Origin of the sequence: Cobetia marina (assembly GCF_001720485.1) — a bacterium.
GTDB classification, from domain to species: Bacteria; Pseudomonadota; Gammaproteobacteria; order Pseudomonadales; family Halomonadaceae; genus Cobetia; species Cobetia marina.
In genome coordinates, this window is the sequence record NZ_CP017114.1 from 705,529 (window position 1) to 721,514 (window position 15,986).

Sequence of the window (15,986 nt, forward strand, 5' to 3'; positions counted from 1 at the left end):
GGCGGGTTTCGTGTCTTCTGGCTGGGAGCCGGCTTCCGATATGAGAGATTTTTGATGCAACATCTTGATCTTGAAGTGATCTGTCAGGCGATCGACTGGCTGGCGCCGTCAGATGGCACGCGGCCTGACAGCCCGATCTGGCTGTGTACGGTGCTGTCCACCTTCGGCTCCTCACCGCGTGAGCCGGGCGCCTGGCTGGTGGCGCGTGCCGATGGCCAGCATCGTGGCTCGTTGTCCGGTGGCTGTGTCGAGGAGGACTTCCTGGCGCGCCTGGCGGGAGGCGAATTCACCGCGAGCGCCCAGGTGATCCGCTATGGCGAGGGCGGCCATCAGGGCGCGGGGATCGCCTTGCCGTGCGGTGGCTTGCTGGACGTGCTGGTCGAGCGCTTCACGGCCAGCGAGGCGGACATCGCGCATCTCAAGGCACTGCGCGAGGCACTCGAGGGTCAGACGCCGCGTCTGCGTCAGGTCATGCTGGCGGGGGATGGCGCGCGTACGCTTCAGCAGGACAGCGGGCTGGGGGAGCGGGTCGAGCCACTCAAGGGTCACGAGGGCGAGGCGTACGGCTATCAGCTCAGGGTCGGGCCGGTGGCGCGTCTTCTCTTGGCGGGACTCTCGCCGGTGGCGGAAGCCTGCGCGGCCTTCGCCGTCAGCCTCGGCTTCGAGGTGATCATCTGCGAGCCGCGTGAGGAAGTGCTGGCGGACTGGGATGCCCGCAAGACGTCGCACACCGGTGTCACCCTGCGTCGTGAGCTGCCCTCGCGCTTCATCGCGGCGGGGGGCTGTCATGCGGCCACCGCCGTGGTGGCGCTGACCCATGATCCACGTATTGATGATCTCGCGATGATCGAGGCGGTACGCCAGCCCGCCTTCTACATTGGCGTGATGGGCTCGCAGCGTACCTCTCAGGCGCGCGCCGAGCGGCTGGCGCGCAGTGGCGGGCTCAGCGCTGAGGAAATTGCGCGTATCGTGATGCCGATCGGGCTCAATCTGGGCAGCAAGACGCCGGCCGAGATCGCGCTGGCGGTCATGGCCGATATCGTGCGTATCCGGCGTGGGCGCGCTCGGGAAAGTCTGTGAGACCCGACATGAGTGAGACGATCATTCTGGTGATGGCGGCCGGTCAGAGTCGCCGCTTTGGCAGTGACAAGCGTCAGGCTTGTCTGGCGGATGGCCAGACACTCCTGATGGCGACGCTTTCGCAGGTCATGCCCTGTGAGGTGGACTGGCGTCTGCTGCTGCGTGAGGACGATGATCCCGCCGCACTGCTGGGAGATGACTTCGCGCGTGAGCATGCCCGGCGAATCTGGCGTGCGCCGCAGGCGGGCAACGGCCTCGGCGCCAGTCTCGGCGATGCCTTCCGTCAGCTGAGTGAGGACGCCACCCTGGCGCATGTGCAGGTGGCGGCGGTATGGCTGGCGGACATGGCGCAGATCACGCCGCAGACCTTTCACGCCTTGCACCGTGAGGCGAGTGCGGAGCATGTGGTGCGGCCGGTGCTGACAGGCGAGAAGGGCAGCCCCGGGCATCCGGTGCTGTTCGGGCGGACGCTATGGCGTGAGCTGGCAGCGCTTGAGGGCGGTGAGGGTGCGCGGGAAGTGATCCTTCGACATCGTGATGCCTTGCGTGAGGTGGTCGTCAGCGATGCCGGCATTCTCGAGGATGTCGATACACCGGCGATGCTGGCGGAAAGGCGGCGAAGTCTCCCACCCCCAAATGTCTGAGCAAGCGTTGGGCGGCAAGCCATCGCGCCAGACACAAGGACGCCCCGTCACCTTCAGGTGACGGGGCGTCCTTGTGTCTGCTCATCCGCATTCTACAGCGTGCGCACGTCCAGCAGCTTGATGCGCTGGATGCGTGGCTCACCCCAGCTCAGATCCAGCACCCACTCGGCATCGAAATGCGTGTGCAGCACGCTGCCGTCGTGATGCGCGGCGCGGTGCTCGCCGCCCATGCGCAGGGTGGCCGTGTCGAGACTCTCGCGTCGGGCACGTACCCAGCCCAGTGCATGACTGTTGATCAGCAGATCATCTCGGCGCTGTTCCCAATTGGTCAGGAATTCGCTGCCAGTGAGCGTCTCATCCAGCAGCTGGATCACGGCATCGTCTCCCAGCAGCTCGGCCAGCTCGAGGGACGGCGCCAGGCGGTTGAGCAGAGAGAACCAGCGATGCGCGAAGTTCTCGAGTTCAGCCTCAAGGGCCAGATCATTGAAGGTATCGGCGTACATGCTACCCGCTCCCGAGTATTGAACAATGTAGGTTCGGCGGTGTGCCGAGACGATGCGGCGAGGCAAGCCAGTGCGGCGAATCATCTCGCGTCGCCGCACTGGCGGTGTGGTCCGTGAAGCCCCGGCTTCTCTAGGTACGCTTCTCGACCATCCTGCGGATGCCGACATAGAACAGTGGCGTCAGCAACAGGCCGAACACGGTGACGCCGATCATGCCGGAGAACACCGCCACGCCCATCGCCTGGCGCATCTCGCTGCCGGCGCCCGTGGCCAGTACCAGCGGTACCACGCCGGCGGTGAAGGCCACCGAGGTCATCAGGATGGGCCGCAGACGCAGGCGACAGGCCGTCAGCACGGCATCCAGGCGACTCTGACCTTCATGCTGCTGCTCACGGGCGAACTCGACCAGCAGGATGGCGTTCTTGCAGGCCAGCGCCACCAGCACGATCAACCCGATCCGCGTGAAGATGTTGTTGTCGCCTCCCGTCAGCCACACGCCAGCCAGCGCCGACAGCAGCGTCATCGGCACGATCAGGATGATCGCCAGCGGCAGCGACCAGCTCTCGTACTGGGCAGCCAGCACCAGGAACACCAGCAGCACCACCAGCGGGAAGATATAGATCATGGTGTTGCCGGCCAGCACCTGCTGGTAGGTCACCTCCGTCCACTCGTAGCCGATGCCCTGGGGCAGATTGGCTGCCAGCACTTCCTCGATGGCGGCCTTGGCCTGATCACTGGAGACACCCGGTGCCGGCGAGCCGTTGATGTCGGCGCTGACATAGGTGTTGTAGTGCATCACGCGGTCCGGCCCGGTGGTCGGCGTCACCTTGACGAAGCTGCCCAGCGGAATCATGCGCCCGTTGTCGCTGCGCACCTTGAGATTACGGATGTCATCCGGGTCGAGACGCGCCGACTGCTCGGCCTGGGCGCGTACCTGATAGGTCCGCCCGAAGCGGTTGAAGTCATTGACGTACAGCGAGCCCATGTAGATCTGCAGGGTCTCGAAGGCGCGTTCCACCGGGACGCCCATGATCATCGCCTGTTCGCGGTCCACATCGATGTCGTACTGCGGCACCTGGATGCGGAAGCTGGAATAGACGCTGCTCAGGCGCGGGTCGGCATTGCCCTTGGCGGTGATGGTCTGCACGGCGGCGAACAGCTGATCGAAGCCCTGGTTACCGCGGTCCTGCAGCTGCAACTTGAAGCCGCCCGTGGTCCCCAGACCCAGAATCGGCGGCGGCGGGAAGACGGCGACGAAGGCCTCGTCGATGCCGGCAAACTTGCGGTTGAGCTCGGCGGCGATCGCCTGGCCGGAGAGCTGGGGCGACTGGCGATCCTCGAAGTCATCCAGCGGCGTGAACAGGATGCCGGAATTGGAGGCATTGACGAAGCCGTTCACCGACAGCCCCGGGAAGGCCACGGTATGGGCGACCCCCGGTGTCTCGAGTGCCAGCTTCTGCATCTCGTTGATGACCTCGGTGGTGCGATCAAGGCTTGCCGCGTCCGGCAGCTGAGCCATCGCGACCAGATACTGCTTGTCCTGTCCCGGGATGAAGCCGCCGGGCACGCTGTCGAACAGCTTGCCGGTGGCGCCGAGCAGTGCCAGATAGATCACGCCGACGATGACACCGAAGCGCAGCAGCTTCTTGATCAGGCCGGTGTAGCCGTTGGACATGGCATTGAAGGCCCGGTTGAACGGCGCGAACAGCCAGCGTCCGAACAGGCCATCGATGAGGCGTGTCAGCCAGTCCGGCTTGGCACCGTGCGGCTTGAGCAGCAGGGCCGAGAGCGCCGGCGACAGGGTCAGTGAGTTGAAGGCCGAGATCAGCGTCGAGATGGTGATGGTCAGCGCGAACTGCTTGTAGAACTGGCCGCTCAGGCCGCTGATGAAGGCGGTGGGCACGAAGACCGCCGTCAGCACCAGCGCGATGGCGATGATCGGGCCGGTCACCTCGCGCATGGCGATCTGGGTCGCCTCGATGGGAGAGTGGCCCAGCTCGATGTTGCGCTCGACATTCTCCACCACCACGATGGCGTCATCGACCACGATACCGATGGCCAGTACCAGTCCGAACAGCGACAGCGTATTGATCGAGACACCCATCAGCTGCATGACCGCGAAGGTACCGATCAGCGAGACCGGAACCGCGATCAGCGGGATGATCGAGGCGCGCCAGGTCTGCAGGAACAGGATCACCACGATCACCACCAGCAGGATGGCCTCGAACAGGGTATCGATGACCGCCTCGATGGAGCCGCGCACGAAGACGGTGGGGTCGTAGACGATGTCGTAGCTGACGCCATCGGGGAAGGCATCGGACATCTCGCTCATGCGCTCGCGGACCGCATCCGACAGCGCGATGGCATTCGAGCCGGGGCGCTGGAAGATCGGCATCGCCACCGCATCCTTGCCGTCGAGTTGCGCGCGCAGCGAGTAGCTGTCGGCACCCAGTTCGACACGTGCGACATCCTTCAGGCGCGTCAGGCGGCCATCCTCATCGACACGGATGACGATGTTCTCGAATTCCTGCGTGCTCTCGAGACGTCCGCGCACATTGAGCAGGCGCTGGAACTGGTTGTCATCCGGGGCGGGCTGGGCACCGACGGAACCGGCGGCGACCTGCTGGTTCTGGGCGCGCAGCGCACTGATCACGTCACCGGCAGACAGTCCACGCGCCGCCACGGCGTCCGGGTCCAGCCATACGCGCATGGAATACTCGCCAGCACCGAACAGGCGCACGTCACCGACGCCGTCGAGACGGGCGAGGTTGTCCTTGAGATTCAGGCGCGCGTAGTTGGATAGCCACAGCTGGTCATAGCGGCCATCCGGGGAGGTCAGGTGGACCACCATCGTCAGGTTGGGCGAGGCCTTCTCGGTGGTGATGCCGAGCTGCTGCACTTCCTGTGGCAGTCGCGGCGTGGCGCGTGCCACGCGGTTCTGCACCTGCACCTGGGCCTTGTCCAGATCCGTGCCCAGCGCGAAGGTCGCGGTCAGGGTCAGGTTACCGTCGGAGGTCGCCTGGGAGTCCATGTACAGCATGCCTTCGACGCCGGTGATTTCCTGCTCCAGCGGCGTGGCGACGGTCGAACCGATGACTTCCGGGTTGGCGCCCGGGTAGTTGGCGCGCACCACCACGGTAGGTGGCACGACTTCTGGATACTCGGAGATGGGCAGCTGGAACAGTGACAGCAGCCCCGAGATGACGATCAGGATCGACAGCACCGCGGCGAAGACCGGGCGCTTGATGAAGAAGCTGGAGACGTTCACGTACGGCCTCCTGCTGCCTGGCGGTCGGCCTCGGCCAGCGCCGCGGCATCCTGATCATTGTCGTGCGACGGCTGATCCTTCTGGTGTTGCGTCAGGCGAGCGACACGCTCGGCGAGGGCCTTGAGGGCACCATCGTCGGACATCTCGACCAGCTTGGGCGTGATCGGCATGCCCGGGCCTGCCTTGGCGGGGCCGGCGGCCAGCACGCGATCACCGGCGGCCAGGCCATCGGTGACGGCACGCAGCGGGCCAAAGCGCGGGCCAGTGGTGATGCCACGGTAGGCGAGGGTGTCATCTTCGCCGATCACCAGCACGAACTGACGATCCAGATCGGTGCCGATGGCACGCTCCGGGATCAGCACGGCATCGCGAATCTCGGGGGAGGCGATGCGCAGGCGCGCGAAGGCGCCTGGCCGCAGGGCAGGGTCCTCTGCGGCGAAGGTGGCGCCAATGCGCAGGGTACCGGTATCGATGTCGACGCTGTTGTCGATGAAGTCGAGCTCGCCCTGGAACGGGAAGTCCTGCTGGCCTGTCAGCTGCAGTTCCACCGGCAGATGATCCTCGGCGGAGACGTCGGCAAAGTCCTGATTCCAGGTCAGCTCGCTGATGTCGATATAGGCGTCCAGCTGGCGAGTTTCCACCAGGGTGGTCAACACGCTCTGACCGGCTTGAACGGTATTGCCGCGCGTGATGCGGGCATTGGACAGTCGGCCATCGATCGGGGCACGCACCGTGGCGTAGTCGAGATCCAGACGGGCGCGCTCGAGCTGGGCGATGGCGGCCTTGAGCTGGGCGTTGAGACCGGAGACGCTGGTGCTGCGTGAATCGGCTTCCTCGCGGGAGATCAGGTTGCGCTTGACCAGGCTGGCCGCGCGTCCGGATTCACTGCGGGCGTTGGCCAGTTCTGCCTTGACGCGAGCCACCTCGGCTTCCAGACGATCAACCTCGGCCTTGAAGGGGCGCTGATCGAGGCGGACCAGCGGGGTGCCGGCGCTCACCTGACTGCCTTCGGTGAACAGGACCTCTTCGATTTCACCGCTCACGCGCGGGCGCAGCTGTACGCTCTGCGGAGATTCCAGGCGGGTGGTGTAAGTGTGCCAGGCCGCGACCGGCTGAGCCTTGGCCGCGACGACTTCCATCGTGGGAGGTGTCGGCTGGGCGCCAGCGGAAGCCTCGTCATCGCCTTCACTGCAGGCGCTGAGCGCAAGGAGACCGCCAAGGGTCAACAGCAGGGAAGAGGCGATACGAGAAAGGCGCGCCGGACGTGAAGGATGTCTCGACATGGGGGAGCTACCGTTGCAGGAGTGGGATGCTGGGCATCCTAGAGAGGCCGGGCAGACGGGATAAGCCCTCTCAGCCACACTGCTTTGGTTCTCAATTTGCACCAATTGTGCAAGGGGACGCGATGACTTGGCATCTGGCTCAGGCGTGGCGGGGGCTTGCTCTCATTCCCCGGCGGCGCTGATGAAGGGGCTGGGTCGGGAATGACCCTGTCTCAACGCAAAAGTCCCGCGGCAGATGCCAGCGGGACGTGTTGTCTTGCGTGTCACTTGCGCCTGTCAGCTCGCGCGCGTCATGACATGGGAGGCGATCTTACTTCTTCTCGCCGAAGTACTTGGTGTGGATGGTGTCGTAGGTACCATCGGCCTTCAGTTCCGCCAGTGCGCCGTTGATCTGCTCGGCCAGGTCCTTGTCACGCTTGCGCATGGCGATACCGAAGCCGTCGCCGAAGTATTTCTTGGGCTCGGTGACCACTTCCCCCACGGCCTTGTAGTTGCCGTTGCCGCCATCGATGAGGGTGGACTTGCCGACCGGGAAGTCGAGGAAGGCGATGTCGAGGCGACCCGCATCCATGTCCAGCACCAGGTCATCGGCGGTGGTGTAGCGCTTGACCTCGGCATTCTTGGCGTAGAGATCCGTGACGTAGTTGTCCTGCAGGGTGCCGCGCTGCACGCCGATGGCCTTGCCCGCCAGGGCCTCGGTGGAGGTGGCGCTCAACGCGCTGTCGGACGGCGCGAACCAGGCAGACGGCGGCGTGATGTAGGTGTCGGAGAACAGCACCTTCTCACGGCGTTCTTCGTTGATGGTCATCGAGGACATGATGGCATCGTACTTGCGTGCCATCAGGCCGGGGATGATGCCGTCCCATGCCTGGATGACCCACTCGCAGTCGCGGTTGATCTTCGCGCAGATGGCATTGCCCAGCTCGATGTCGAAGCCGGTCAGCTCGCCGTCCGGTGTCTTGTATTCCATCGGCTCATAAGGCACATCGACGCCGATGCGCAGTGTCTCGGCGGCCTGTGCGCCACCGGCCATCAGTGCTGCACCCAGCAGGGAAATTCCCAGAAGCTTCTTCATGTCGTTCCCGTTCCTCGTTGTTGTTGGTCGAGCTGACGTGTCAGCGACACCAGACGCTCCCTGAAAAGGTATCAGGCGTCTGCGCCGATGAAGACAGGACTGTCGTCAGCCATTGTTCTCCACACTAGCCCAGTCCTGCGCTGTGGTGAAGGGGGAAAATGGTCGGATTCAAACGTTCGTTAAACGAGATGCATTGCTGGATCAGGAGTGAAAAACGAAAGAAGCGCCCGGCAAGGGGCGCTTCTTTCAGTTCAATTCAATGGTTTCAAGTGTGCCAGCAGACGTTTCTCCAGCTGCCTGAAGATGGCAATGATGGTGAAGGTCAGACACAGATAGATGGCGGCGACGAACAGGAAGGCCTCGAAGGGGGCATAGAAGCGTGCATAGATGTCACGCGCCGCCCCGGTGAGATCCAGTAGCGTCACCACGCTGCAGATGGCGCTGGCATGCAGCATGAAGATGACTTCATTGCCGTAGGCCGGCAGTGCACGTCGGAAGGCACTGGGCAGAATGATGCGACGCATCATCTTGCCCCGCGACATGCCATAGGCGCGTGCAGCTTCCATCTCGCCCTTGGGCGTGGACTGGATGGCACCATGGAAGATCTCGGTGGTATAGGCCGCGGTATTGAGCACGAAGGCCAGCAGCGCCGGGACGAAGGGGTCACGGAAGTACTCCCACAGCCAGGTGTCCTGAATGCTGGGGACATGCACGCTGGTGATTCCCAACGAGATGTCGAAGCCATCGAAGAACACCACTCCGTAGTAGATCAGGTAAAGCTGGATCAGCAGAGGGGTACCACGGAAGACATAGGTGTACAGGTAGACCGGCATCTTGATCCAGCGGCGGCGCGAGCCGCGCAGGATCGCCAATGGCACGGCCAGCACCAGCCCGATGATCAGCGACAGGAACACCAGCTGCACCGTGGTGACCAGCCCCTCCCAGTAGTGCCAGAGAGTGGTGGCGGTGAAGATGTAGTTGTCGCTCAGCACATCATCGAGCATCTGGCCAAGCTGGGCGATGATGCCTGTCGGGCCCGCATCGTTCAGTTGTTCCATGCGCTGGCCTCCCCGAATCCGGTGTTGTAGCGCTTCTTGAGGCGCGAAAGCCCCCATTCGGACACGGTGGCGATCAGCAGATAGCCCGCCGCGACCGGCAACAGGAAGGTGAAGGGCTCATGGGTCGCCTTGGCGGCCTCGCTGGCGACACGCACCATGTCGACCAGCCCGATCACCGACACCAGGGCGGTGGTCTTGAGCAGTACCATCCAGTTGTTGCCCAGCCCCGGCAGGGCGTGACGCATCATCAGCGGGAAGCGAATGCGCTTGAAGACCTTCCAGTTGCTCATGCCATAGGCACGTCCGGCCTCGATCTGGCCAGCATCCACTGCCATGAAGGCACCGCGGAAGGTCTCACCCATGTAGGCGCCGAAGATGAAGCCGATGGTGATGACGCCCGCGGTGAATTCGTCGACGTTGACGAAGACATCGATGTCATAGCGGTCATACAGCCAGTCGGTGACCATGTTGATGCCGATCTGACCACCGAAGAACAGCAGCAGCATCAACACGATGTCCGGTACGCCACGGATGATGGTGGTGTAGAGCGTCGCGATCCAGCGCAGTGGTGTGGAACGCGACATCTTGGCGGTCGCTGTCATCAGCCCGAGGGCGATGGCCAGCAGCTGGGCCAGCACGGCCAGCTGCACCGTGACCCAGGCACCCTCCAGCAGACTTGGCCCGTAGCCTTGTAGGTCGATCATGGGAATCCTCCCGTGAAGCGCCGTGCAAACCGCTCAGCGGTTTACTGGCTGTTGGCGGTCGCGGCGCTGGCGAAGTACTTGGCGTTGAGACGCTCGAGCGTGCCGTCGGCCTTCAGCGTGTCCAGTGCCTCGTCGATGGATTTCTTGAGATCACGATCGCGCTGCTTCATGGCGATGCCGAAGCCGTCACCGAAGTACTTCTTCGGTTCGCTGATGGCGCTGCCGGTATTGACGAAATTGCCATCATTGGCCTCGACCAGGGTGTCCTGACCGACCGGCAGATCAAGGAAGGCGACATCGACGCGACCGCTGTCCATGTCCAGCACCAGATCATCCAGTTTGGTATAGCGACGCACCTCGGCCACGCTGGCGTAGAGGTCGGTGACGTAGTGATCCTGCAGGTTGCCGCGCTGGACACCGATCACCTTGCCCTTGAGAGCCTCGGCATCGAGGCTGTCCGCGCCGGCCAGTGGGCTGTCCGCCTTGACGAACCAGCCGGACGGCGGCGTGAAGTAGGGCGCGGAGAACAGCACCTGACGTTCACGCTCCGGGTTGATGGTCAGCGCGGACATGATGACGTCGTATTTGCGTGCCATCAGGCCCGGGATGATGCCGTCGAAGTCCTGCTCGACCCACTCGCAGCGAGTGGCGAGCTGCTCGCAGATGGCATTGCCCAGCTCGATCTCGAAGCCGGTCAGCTCACCGCTCGGCAGCTTGTAGCCGAAGGGCGCGTAGGGCACGTCGATGCCGAGGCGCAGCGGGTCCGGTACATCGGCGGCCTGCACGGCGCCTGCCGAGATGGCGAGAGTGGAGAGGCCGAGGGTGAGGCCCATCAGGGCGCGTGTCGCGAACTGTTTCATCACTTTCATTCCTGAAATCTCTTGCGCCTCGAGGCCTGCCGATGGCATGGCGCTCGCGGTGCTGAATCATGTGCCGGACACGGGATCACCGTGCCGGGGGAAGCGCCGGCGGAGCGAGCGGTTGATCAGAGCCGTCCGTCAGTCCTGTTCATCAGTCCTGCCTGTCAGTACTTGGGCGCCAGGAACTGCTTGAGTCGCTCTGACTGGGGATTGCCCAGTACCTCAGCCGGATCGCCGGCTTCCTCGACCAGACCCTGATGCAGGTAGACCACCTGACTCGAGACGTCGCGCGCGAAGCTCATCTCGTGGGTCACCACCACCATGGTGCGGCCTTCCTCGGCCAGGTCGCGCATCACCTTGAGCACGTCACCGACCAGTTCCGGGTCGAGTGCCGAGGTCGGCTCGTCGAACAGCATCACTTCCGGCTCCATCGCCAGGGCGCGCGCGATGGCACCACGCTGCTGCTGGCCCCCCGACATCTGGGCCGGGTAGTAGTCGGCGCGTTCGAGCAGGCCGACGCGATCCAGCAGGCTGCGCGCGTGCGCGATGGCTTCTTTCTTTGGCTTGCCGAGCACGTGGATCGGCGCCTCGATGACGTTTTCCAGCAGGGTCATGTGTGACCACAGGTTGAAACCCTGGAAGACCATCGACAGGCGCGCGCGCATGCGCTCGACCTGACGCCAGTCCATCGGCTCGCGACCGCGGCGGGTGTCCTTGAAGCCGATCTGCTCGCCATGGACGAAGATGTCGCCACCGTCCGGCTGTTCCAGCAGGTTCATGCAGCGCAGAAAGGTACTCTTGCCGGAGCCAGAGGCACCGATCAGCGTGATGACGTCGCCCTTGCGTGCCTTGAGCGACAGGCCCTTGAGCACCTGATTGCTGCCGAAGGACTTGGTGATGTCGCGAACCTCGAGGGGCAGCACCTCGCGGTTCGGGGTCTCGATCCCGGGGGATGTCTTGGTCATGCCGTTACTCCGATCCAGACGCAGCGCATCGCTGCCTTGCCAGGCGGCGCGGGCGCGTCCTGAGTCTGCCGCAGGGCGGCACGGACCCGTGGGAACTTGTGCGTTGTCGACACGGCGGCACAGGGTGCATGACGTCGCCAGGCGAGACTGAATCTCGCTGGCAGCTGGCCATGTCGTCGCAGCCGCTCGAGTGGTATCACGGTCGTGATCGTGAAAGGGGGCAGATTCTACCAGCTCAACGCTGGGTTAACTGCTTCCTTGGAGCGTCGCCGGATACGACTTTGGTTGAGCGCGTGTCGGCAAGAGTCGCTGGCTGGCGACAGGAGGGACAGAACGGCAGGAATGCGTCATGAGTGGGGACCTTGTTGTCATTATTGGGGGCGCCCACCCTGCCGATGCGCCGTGCTGCGTGGGGCAGTACGGCGGTGGCTGCGGGTGGGGCGCATTTCATGATCAGGCTGTCTCGGGGGGAGCACAGCTGGCCAGCAGCAAGGCGGCGCGAGCGCCGATCTCGACACTGGCATTGGGGAATACCACGCTCAGCGGCGTGTCCCCGATGATGCAGGGGCCCGCCTGCGCATCCCGGGCGATCAGCGTGCCGGGGGCGAAGCGGGTGAAGTTGGCGACGTCCTCGCTGAAGCACAGCGCGAAGTCTGCGGAGTGGCGCATCAGCTCCACTTCCACCTTGAAGTAATCCATGGCACCGGGATCAGACTCATCCGGCGGCGTTCCAGTGGCTAGAGCCGCGAGCAGGCGGGACATCGGCGCCAGTGCCGCCATGTCATTGGCGCCGAATGGACGCACCTGGCCCAGCTCCAGCGTGAAGGCATCGGCATCATGGTAGTGGCGCGAGTAGTGCGAGAAGGTCCAGCTGTGCTGATGTTGATGCAGCACGGCCTGGAGGCCGGCAGCGCTCAATATCGACCACTGTGAGGGACTGATGGCCTCTCCCTCGCTGAAGGGCACCACGGCAAAGCGCGGGTAGTGACTGTCGCGGATCGCGGTATGCATGTCGTAGTGCAGGTGTCGCGTGCCATCGGCCGGCGGGAAGCGGGCGTAGAAGTCATCCACTGCCGCCATCAGCTGGCGGGCGCGTGCCGGCTCATCATTGGCTGGACAGTCATTGGCCTTGCCGGCAGCCGCGTTGCCGGCGTCCACCGAGATGGCGGTCGCCGTCTCGGTACGTCGGAACAGCCGATTGAGGTTGGTCGCATGGAAGCGCTCACCGGTGCGGATGGCGGGTAGGTTGCCCAGAATCAGCAGCAGCGGGGCACCGGCGATCAGGTGGCCGCTCTCGAGACCGGCGATCAGCTCACCCAGCAGTTCGATGGGCGCCGTCTCGTTGCCGTGAATTCCCGCCGAGAGCACGCAGGGGCGAGCCGCAGGCCCTTGGGTGTCCGGACAGATCTCCAGCACGCCGGGGGCGACGATCTCATAGCGCCCACCGGGGATGCGTCCCATGCCACGCGCGCTGGCGTGGCCTTCGAGTGTCAGGTCAAGCCAGTCGGCAATCACGGGGTGGAGTGCTCCCTTGGGCTGTCCTGACCGGTATCGGAGGATTCGGTCAGGTGGGTGGATTCGAAGATCTTGTCGGCACTGGCGGCCACGAAACCCTGATACAGCTTGCCGTCGGCATCCGGATAGCGACGGGCGAACTCGTAGTAGCAGGTCGCGATCTCGTGCTGCTCGCCGCCGGCGAAAGTGAAGGTCTGGCGGTCGGCGAGGGTGGAGGCCTGCTCCAGCAGGACCTCGGGTGAGCCCTTGATGCGTCCGCCGGCCGGATTGATGCCCAGGCCAAGTGCTTCGACGCGCGTCAGTACCTTGTCGAGCGTGTCATGACGGGTAAGTGCATTGACGCTGATGGTGAAGTGATTGGCACGCAGGCCGATGATCGACAGCCAGGCCGCGTATTCGCTCTCCTCCATCAGACGCTGATACTGCTCGAAGGTCGGCGCGTCCCACAGGCGACCTGACCACAGCACGGAGGGCTGGGTGGCGGCATCCGGCGAGATCTGGCTGACCAGACCATCGATGATCGACTGGGCGCGCTCGGAAAGCTCATGACATTTCAGCTCGGAGAGGAAGACGCGCGGCATGTCGGGAGACGGCGGCAGATAGCCGAAGGCGCGCAGTTTCTTCTCAGCGAAGTCATAGGGGGCGAAGCGGGTGTAGCCGAGCGCCAGCAGATGAGGTTCCAGCGCGCTCAGGGTGATCGGCCCGCGGTCGAAGGTCCGGAAGGCCACGTGGTCGTTGACGATGGTCTCGCCGTCGGCCACGAAGGCATCCTGGATCTGTTGGGCCTGGGGCGTCATGGCGACGTAATCATCCCATAGGGCGCTGAAGAACTGCTGGATATCCATGGCACGAGCTCCCTCTGAACTGAGTTGCCCAGTGCAGCGAGGTGTCACTGACACTGGGCGACGGCATGTGGCGATTGGCAGCAGGGCAGCGCACTCGGCGAGACGCTGCCTCGGCAGATTGTCAGCTCACCATTGGCGAGCCGCTGGCGCGTGGCAAGAGGCAAGGTCGGTTGGATGAAAGCGGCTGTCCGCACCATGTAAACGTCACGTGTCGGTTTAGACCTTGGGTGGAGCCTGCGCCGTGAGCAAGCGCCTGCGTCATCAGCTCTCGCCGTCAGCGACGGGACATGTCTCACCCTGCTCGACCTTGATCAGTGAATCGGTGGCGAAGCCGAGCTCGGCGGCCTGATCGACCAGCGCCTGATAGGTGCCGTCATCCAGCTGCGGCTCGCGCGCCAGTATCCACAGGTAGTCGCGATCGGCACCGGCCACCAGCGACCACTGATAGTCATCATCCAGTGCCAGCACGTTGTAGCCACCATAGAAGGGGCCGAAGAAGCTGACCTTGAGGGCCGCGGTCTCGCTGCCCTGCGTGAAGTAGGCCCGCCCTTCGGCCTGACTCCATTCGCCCTTGTCGGCATCAAGGCCGCGATTGATGACGCGCACGCCGCCGTCCTCGCGGGGCGAGTAATCGGCGGTGACGCAGCTCAGTCCCTCCTCGAAGCTGTTGGGCAGGCGGGCGATCTCGTGCCATTGCCCGTAGTAGCGTTCGAGCTGGAAGTCCCCGACGGGCTGGGTGCCGGACGGGACACCGGCACAGCCGCCAAGGAGGCTGAGGCCAGCGAGCGAGAGGGCGAGATGCGGCAGGCGTGTCATTGGCGGGCTCCATGAGACAGGACGCCCCGGCGAATCGTCGCGGGGCGTCGTTACGTGATGAAAGGCTGCACAGGCATCCTTCTCTCATTGGGGCGTCTGCGGTTGTCTCAAGAGGGAGGGGGCATCATTCGTGGTGGAGGCTCACAGCACCAGGCGCAGCGGGTTGGCCGCGACCACTCGCCCGCGGCCACGTTGCTTGGCTTCATACATGGCACCGTCCGCACGCGCTATGATGGTTTCCGGCGTGGCACCGGAGAAGGGGAACAGACAGACGCCCACGCTGGCGCTGACACCGATGATCAGCGGCTCGCCGTCGACCTCGAGGTGGATGGGCCTGCTGATCGCGTCCACCAGACGATTGGCCAGTGTTTCCGGGCCCTGGCGGCTATCGCCTTCACGACTGATCAGCACGAGAAATTCATCGCCTCCCAGGCGGCCGACGATATCGTTGCCACGCAGGGTGTCTCCGAGTCGTTCGCCGATGATGCTCAGGACCTGGTCGCCGATGTGGTGACCATGGCGGTCATTGATGGGCTTGAAGCCATCCAGGTCGATGAACAGCGCAGCCTGTATGACGCCGGGTGCCTGGATGTCGAGCACCTGATCGAGATGCTCCATCAGGGCGCGTCGATTGAGCAGTCCGGTGAGCGAGTCGCGGGTCGCGTGGTCACGCAGATTGTCTCGCTCGTCGGTGACGTGACATTCGCGCAGGAACAGCAGGCGGCTCTGTCGCTCTCGCGAGTAGGCGCTCATGCCGGCCAGCAGGTTGGCGGACATCATGAAGAAGGCTTCGTTGGCTTCCACCAGCACGCCGGTACCACTGTGCAGGATCGCGCAGCTGGCGGTGCAGCCCATCCAGATCAGCAATCCGCAGGCCAGTGCATAGATGAACTGCAGCCCCAGCAGGGTGTAGGTCCAGAACACCAGCAATAGCAGACTGACGAAATAGGCCGGGAATTCACCCTCATGCATCTCATGGTGATCCACTGCGTGGTCATTGCCGAGATGGAACATGGCCAGCGTGCCCAGCGCCGCGCTCAGGGAGGCCAGGCACAGCAGGCCATTGACCCGGTGTCTGTATCGCGCATGGCGTGACAGCAGGAACAGGCTCAGGACACTGACGAGAATGCCGGCGCGCAGCAGCAGCAGGCTCTCGAAATGGTGGGTAAGACTTATCTCGATCAGCGCATAGGACGCGAACATCACACAGCTCAGCGGGATGGTGAACCGGCTGAGCTTGTGTGAGGTCTCGATCTGTTGTCGACGATAGCGTCGTTCCAGGGTGTCATCCGCAAAGCAGAGCGTCATGGGATTCATGGGCGGTACCTGAGTAGCCAGAGTCTCAGGATGCCATCGCCTTGCGTGGTCTG

General features: G+C 64.0%; 14 protein-coding genes. 2 read left to right on the forward strand and 12 right to left on the reverse strand.

Annotated elements, in window-relative coordinates; genetic code table 11:
* Positions 1–54: 54 nt before the first annotated feature.
* The gene (locus tag BFX80_RS03080) at positions 55–1,080 is read left to right on the forward strand and encodes an XdhC family protein (protein WP_084207916.1); all 1,026 of its coding nucleotides are present in this window, start codon (positions 55–57) and stop codon (positions 1,078–1,080) included.
* 8 nt (positions 1,081–1,088) lie between these two features.
* Positions 1,089–1,724, forward strand: coding sequence for a nucleotidyltransferase family protein (locus tag BFX80_RS03085; RefSeq protein WP_084207917.1), 636 nt, complete (start codon positions 1,089–1,091; stop codon positions 1,722–1,724).
* 92 nt (positions 1,725–1,816) lie between these two features.
* On the opposite strand, the gene BFX80_RS03090 is transcribed toward BFX80_RS03085, so the two are convergent.
* From BFX80_RS03090 to BFX80_RS03145, 12 genes are all read right to left on the reverse strand, one after another.
* Entirely contained in the window at positions 1,817–2,227 is a 411-nt protein-coding gene (locus BFX80_RS03090) for a hypothetical protein (protein WP_077378298.1), read from the reverse strand.
* A 130-nt stretch (positions 2,228–2,357) separates the two neighbouring features.
* Positions 2,358–5,495, reverse strand: a complete 3,138-nt coding sequence (locus tag BFX80_RS03095; RefSeq protein ID WP_077378301.1) for an efflux RND transporter permease subunit — start codon at positions 5,493–5,495, stop codon at positions 2,358–2,360.
* Positions 5,492–6,778, reverse strand: a complete 1,287-nt coding sequence (locus tag BFX80_RS03100; RefSeq protein ID WP_084207918.1) for an efflux RND transporter periplasmic adaptor subunit — start codon at positions 6,776–6,778, stop codon at positions 5,492–5,494. The genes BFX80_RS03095 and BFX80_RS03100 overlap by 4 nt, the downstream gene beginning before the upstream one ends.
* Before the next feature lie 310 nt (positions 6,779–7,088).
* Positions 7,089–7,853: a transporter substrate-binding domain-containing protein gene (locus BFX80_RS03105; RefSeq protein ID WP_077378307.1), complete on the reverse strand. Its 765-nt coding sequence runs from the start codon at positions 7,851–7,853 to the stop codon at positions 7,089–7,091.
* 251 nt (positions 7,854–8,104) lie between these two features.
* A complete protein-coding gene (locus tag BFX80_RS03110) occupies positions 8,105–8,857 on the reverse strand; it encodes an ABC transporter permease (RefSeq protein WP_077378483.1) in 753 nt (250 codons plus the stop codon).
* A gap of 41 nt (positions 8,858–8,898) precedes the next feature.
* Positions 8,899–9,615: an ABC transporter permease gene (locus BFX80_RS03115; RefSeq protein ID WP_084207919.1), complete on the reverse strand. Its 717-nt coding sequence runs from the start codon at positions 9,613–9,615 to the stop codon at positions 8,899–8,901.
* 41 nt (positions 9,616–9,656) lie between these two features.
* Positions 9,657–10,475: a transporter substrate-binding domain-containing protein gene (locus BFX80_RS03120; RefSeq protein ID WP_077378313.1), complete on the reverse strand. Its 819-nt coding sequence runs from the start codon at positions 10,473–10,475 to the stop codon at positions 9,657–9,659.
* A gap of 164 nt (positions 10,476–10,639) precedes the next feature.
* The gene (locus BFX80_RS03125) at positions 10,640–11,440 is read right to left on the reverse strand and encodes an ABC transporter ATP-binding protein (RefSeq protein WP_077378316.1); all 801 of its coding nucleotides are present in this window, start codon (positions 11,438–11,440) and stop codon (positions 10,640–10,642) included.
* A gap of 453 nt (positions 11,441–11,893) precedes the next feature.
* Entirely contained in the window at positions 11,894–12,955 is a 1,062-nt protein-coding gene (locus BFX80_RS03130; protein WP_084207920.1) for a succinylglutamate desuccinylase, read from the reverse strand.
* Entirely contained in the window at positions 12,952–13,800 is an 849-nt protein-coding gene (locus BFX80_RS03135; RefSeq protein ID WP_077378322.1) for a DUF1338 domain-containing protein, read from the reverse strand. The genes BFX80_RS03130 and BFX80_RS03135 overlap by 4 nt, the downstream gene beginning before the upstream one ends.
* 261 nt (positions 13,801–14,061) lie before the next feature.
* Positions 14,062–14,616 carry a lipocalin family protein gene (locus BFX80_RS03140; RefSeq protein WP_077378325.1) on the reverse strand — a complete coding sequence of 185 codons (555 nt, stop codon included), beginning with the start codon at positions 14,614–14,616 and terminating at the stop codon, positions 14,062–14,064.
* Between the two features lie 141 nt (positions 14,617–14,757).
* Positions 14,758–15,933, reverse strand: coding sequence for a GGDEF domain-containing protein (locus BFX80_RS03145; RefSeq protein ID WP_141392307.1), 1,176 nt, complete (start codon positions 15,931–15,933; stop codon positions 14,758–14,760).
* Positions 15,934–15,986: the final 53 nt, after the last annotated feature.